We start from the raw sequence: 4,947 nt of genomic DNA on the forward strand, positions 1-4,947 counted from the left end.
CTGGTACCCCGCGTTGGGCTACATCTATCTGGGGGTTCTCCTGGCGGGGTGGCTTTGGGGGGTGGGGGCGGGCCCGTGGGCGGCCGCCGCCGCGTTGGAATGTCAGCTGATCAGGCCTTCGGGCTGGCGTCCTTGGGGACGCGCACGATCAGGGCATCGCCCTGGCCGCCGCCGCCGCACAGCGCGGCCGCGCCGACCCCGCCGCCGCGCCGCTGGAGCTCCAGCGCCAGGTGCAGCACCACGCGGGCGCCGGACATCCCGATCGGGTGGCCGAGCGCGATCGCGCCGCCGTTGACGTTGACGATGTCCGAGGAGACGCCCAGGTCCTTGGTCGACTGGTGGGCGACGGCCGCGAACGCCTCGTTGATCTCGATCAGGTCGAGGTCGGAGACCTCCAGGCCCTCCTTGGCCAGCGCGTGCCTGATCGCGTTGGACGGCTGCGACTGCAGCGAGTTGTCCGGGCCCGCCACGTTGCCGTGCGCGCCGATCTCGGCGATCCAGCTCAGGCCCAGCTCCTCGGCCTTGGCCTTGCTCATCACGACCACCGCGGCGGCGCCGTCGGAGATCTGCGAGGAGGTGCCGGCCGTGATCGTGCCGTCCTTGGCGAACGCCGGACGCAGCTTGGCCAGGCCCTCGACGGTGGTGTCCGCGCGGATGCCCTCGTCCTGGCCGAACAGCACCGGCTCGCCCTTGCGCTGCGGGATCGGGACCGGGGTGATCTCGGCGTCGAAGACGCCGTCGGCCTGCGCCTTGGCGGCCCGCTGGTGGGAGGCCGCGGCGATCTCGTCCTGCACCTCGCGGGCGATGCCCAGCCGGGTGTTGTGCTTCTCGGTGGACTCGCCCATCGGGATGTTCTCGTAGGCGTCGGTGAGGCCGTCGTGGGCCATCGAGTCGAGCATCCCGATCGCGCCGTACTTGTAGCCCTCGCGGGACTTCGGCAGCAGGTGCGGGGCGTTGGTCATCGACTCCTGGCCGCCGGCCACCACGACGTCGAACTCGCCGGCCCGGATCAGCTGGTCGGCCAGCGCGATGGCGTCCAGGCCGGAGAGGCAGACCTTGTTGATGGTGAGCGCCGGGACGCTCATCGGGATGCCGGCCCGGACGGCGGCCTGGCGGGCCGGGATCTGGCCGGCGCCGGCCTGCAGCACCTGGCCCATGATCACGTACTGGACCTGCTCACCCGTGATGCCGGCCCGCTCCAGCGCGGCCTTGATCGCGAAGCCGCCGAGGTCGGCACCGGAGAAGCCCTTGAGGGAACCGAGCAGGCGACCCATCGGGGTCCGCGCACCGGCAACGATCACAGAGGTGGTGTTGGTCATGGGACGAGCCCCTTCGCACGTCGTGGCCAGGTGAGGATGCGCTCAATGTACTGACCTGTTACCCGCCCGTCACCGGAGCGACGGTGTGATCGAGCGCACTGGCACCTTCCAGTCAACACCGTGTCAACGCGGCCCGGGTGAACCCCGGCGCCCGCCCCGGGTGAGCCCCCGGCGTGCGGCCCGGGGCAACCCCCGGCGTGTGAGCAGACTCGCACGTCCGGCGCTGGCGCCGGTCAGCAGCGATGCGCTGCACTGGTGCCACCTGGTTCCCGAGGTACCCAACCCGCCCCCGGAGGTCGCCGTGCTGACCCGTATCGACCACATCGGCATCGCCTGCCGCGACCTCGACAAGACGGTCGAGTTCTACCGCGCCACCTACGGCTTCGAGGTGTTCCACACCGAGGTCAACGAGGAGCAGGGCGTCCGCGAGGCCATGCTCAAGATCAACGACACCGGCGACGGCGGCGCCTCCTACCTCCAGCTGCTGGAGCCCACCCGGCCCGACTCGACCGTCGCCAAGTGGCTGGAGAAGAACGGCGAGGGCGTGCACCACATCGCCTTCGGCACCGCCGACGTGGACGGCGACGCCGAGGCCGTCCGGGCCAAGGGCGTGCGGGTCCTCTACGACCAGCCCCGGATCGGCTCGATGGGTTCGCGGATCACCTTCCTGCACCCCAAGGACTGCGGCGGCGTCCTGACCGAGCTGGTCACCTCCGCCGAACCGGGCCCCCACGACGCCCACTGACCCCCGCCAGGTGCCGCCCACGACCGGGCGGCACCCCCGAATCACCGGTCATGACCCGTCAGTAACCTCGTCCGACAGCCGGAAAACCACCACGCGGCCATTCCCCCGCAGTGCGCTCCCACTACAATGCCCAGGTGCGCGAAGGCTCCGGGGGACGGAGGCGACGGGCACGGCCGATGACAGGCCCGTCCACCCAGCGGTGGCCGGCCCGTCGCAGGGGAGTCCACAACGCGGGCACGGCTGAACAGTCGCAACACTGATCTGTCACCATTCTCCACAAGGCAAGAGTTCGCCCAGGAGTCCACCCGGACGGGGGAACGCGGCATCACCGCGCTTCCACGCCCAGGGCTCCGACGACCGCGGCGGGCGGCCCCGGCTTGACCGGCGGGCCGTCCACCGGCTGCGGATGCAAGGAGCCAGTCGGACCAGTACCCGGACAACGGGTGCCCTGGACCGGCCGGGTCGAGGACGCGACCAGGAGATGGATGGGACCGCGGAGTGCGGGGCAACGACCGCTACGAGGTTGACGATCACCTCTCCCAGTTCGAGGCCGAGATGGGTCGGACTCGAAAGGAGCGGGACAAGGCAGCCGAGCATGCCGAGGACCTCGCCTACCAGGTGGAGGTGCTCCGGGCCAAGCTGCACGAATCCCGCCGCATGCTCGCCCAACCGCGCGCCTTCGACGCCGTCTCCGGCCAGGCCGAGCAGATGCTCCGCACGGCCGAGATGCAGGCCCAGCAGCTGCGCGCCGACGCCGAGCGCCAGCTGCGCGACTCCCAGGCCGCCACCCAGCGGATCATGGCCGAGGCCGCCGAGCGCACCGCCCGACTGGAGGCCGAGCTCACCGCCCGCCGCCGCCAGCTGGAGGACGAGCTCACCGAGCTGCGCCGCACCGCCGAGCAGCACGTCAACGGCTGGGCCGAGCAGACCAGGACCAGCTCCGAGCAGGAGGCCCAGCGCCTGCTCCAGGACGCCCGCGTCGAGGCCGAGCGCATGGTCGCCGCCGCCCGCGCGGAGGCCGTCGCGCTCTCCGACCAGGCCCGCGCCCAGACCGCCGCCGACGTCGACGCCGCCCGCGGCGAGGCCCAGGCCGCCGCCGAGGCCGCCATCCAGCGGGCCCAGAGCGACGCCGAGCGCCTGCTGCGCGCCGCCTCCGAGCACGCCCAGCAGGCCGGCGCCCAGGCCGCCGCCGACGTGGACGCCGCCCGCGGCGAGGCCCAGCAGCAGCTGGCCGCCGCGCACGCCGCCGCCGAGCAGCAGCTCGCCATCGCGAAGGGCGAGATCGGCCGGCTCAAGGAGCAGGCCTCCGCCGAGCAGATCCGGGCCGAGCAGCAGCTCGCCCACGCCCAGGCCGAGATAGAGCGGCTGCGTGCCGAGGCGATCGCCGAGGCCGAACGCACCCGCCGCGAGTCCGCCGAGCTGCGGGCCCAGGCCGAACAGGCCGCCGAACAGCTCCAGGCCGACGCCGAGGCCGCCGCCGAACGCAAGGCCGCCGACGGCGAGGCCGCCAACGAGCAGCGCTCGCAGACCGCCCGTGCCGAGGTCGCCCGGATGGTCGCCCACGCCACCAAGGAGGCCGAGGCGATCCGCGCCGAGGCCACCACCAGGCAGGCCGAGGCGGAGGCCGCCAAGGCCGCCGCCGCCGAGGAGAGCGAACGGCTGCGGGCCACCGCCGAATCGGTGGCCGGCGAGCTGCGCGCCGAGGCCGAGGCCGCGATCGCCGAACTGCGCGCCCAGGCCGACCGGGACGTCGCCGAACTGCGCGCCCACGCCGAGGCCGAGGCCCAGCGGCTGCGCCACGCGGCCGAGGAGGAGGGCCGGGCGACCGGCGCCAAGGACGCCACCGTCCAGCTCGCCAAGGCCGCCAAGACCGCCGAGGAGATGCTCGGCCAGGCCAACCAGGACGCCGAGACCGCCCGCACCGAGGCCGCCACCGAGGCCGAGCGGATCCGCACCGAGGCCGCCGCCGAGGCGCAGCGCCTGCGCGAGCAGGCCCAGGCCGCCGTCGAGCAGGCCCAGAACGCCGCCCTCGACGACGCCGCCGCGATCCGCGAGCGGATCGAGCAGATGCAGGACGAGGCGGCCCGGCTGCGGGCCGAGGCCGAGGAGCTGCGCGCCCAGGCCGCCGCCGAGGCCGACCGGGTGCGCGGCGAGGCCCGCCGCCAGGCCGTCGTGCAGATCGAGGAGTCGGCGAAGAACGCCGAGGAACTGCTCACCAGGGCCAAGGCCGACGCCGACGAGCTGCGCGCGGGCGCCGCCGGGGAGATCGAGCGGCTGCGCGCGCAGGCCCAGGAACAGGCCGCCGAGACCCAGGGCCGGGCCGAGCAGACCCTCGCCCGGGCCCGTAGCGAGGCCGAGAAGACCACCACCGCCGCCGAGCAGCAGGGCCAGGACGCCCTCGCCGCCGCCAAGGCCGCGGCCGCCGAGAACCGCGCCGCCGCCGAGCGCGAGACCGCCGAACTCCGCCGGGACGCGACCGAGTTCGACCAGCGGGTCCGGGCCGAGGCGAACGCCGCCGCGACCGCCCTCGGCACCGATGCGCAGGCCGAGGCGAACGCCGTCCGGGACGCCGCGGTGGCCGACGCCGAGCGCGTCCGCACCGAGGCCGACGCCGAGGCCGCCCGTACCCGCAGCGAGGCCGAGGCCGCCGCGAACGCGCTGCGCGAGGAGAGCCGGCGCGAGCACGAGGAGGCCGCCGCCGGGCTGCACCGCGAACGCGAGGAGACCGCCGAGCAGCTGGCCGCCGCCCAGGCCGCCCACGAGCAGGCCGAGCAGACCGCGACCGAGCTGCGGGCCCTCGCCGAACGCGAGAGCACCGAACTGCGCGAGCTCGCCGAGCGGGAGAGCGCCGAACAGCGCGAACTCGCCGACCGCGAGACCACC

Annotated in this window: 2 protein-coding genes and 1 pseudogene; 2 read left to right on the forward strand and 1 reads right to left on the reverse strand. The window is 74.4% G+C overall.

Features of this window, described 5'->3' with window-relative positions; genetic code table 11:
- Positions 1-110 precede the first annotated feature (110 nt).
- Positions 111-1,319, reverse strand: coding sequence for an acetyl-CoA C-acetyltransferase (locus ACFV6I_RS01490; RefSeq protein WP_363371928.1), 1,209 nt, complete (start codon positions 1,317-1,319; stop codon positions 111-113).
- Between the two features lie 301 nt (positions 1,320-1,620).
- On the opposite strand from ACFV6I_RS01490, the gene mce reads away from it, so the two are divergent.
- Together mce and ACFV6I_RS01500 are read left to right on the forward strand one after the other, a co-directional pair.
- Positions 1,621-2,064: a methylmalonyl-CoA epimerase gene (gene mce, locus ACFV6I_RS01495; protein ID WP_063347782.1), complete on the forward strand. Its 444-nt coding sequence runs from the start codon at positions 1,621-1,623 to the stop codon at positions 2,062-2,064.
- 498 nt (positions 2,065-2,562) lie between these two features.
- Positions 2,563-4,947: pseudogene (locus ACFV6I_RS01500) on the forward strand (hypothetical protein); the annotation flags it as partial.

It is taken from the genome of Kitasatospora sp. NPDC059803, assembly GCF_042732255.1.
Taxonomy (GTDB): domain Bacteria; phylum Actinomycetota; class Actinomycetes; order Streptomycetales; family Streptomycetaceae; genus Kitasatospora.

Excerpts from the sequence above, each read along its gene's own strand:
- ACFV6I_RS01490 (WP_363371928.1), bottom strand. The coding sequence starts at position 1,319 with ATGACCAACACCACCTCTGTGATCGTTGCCGGTGCGCGGACCCCGATG.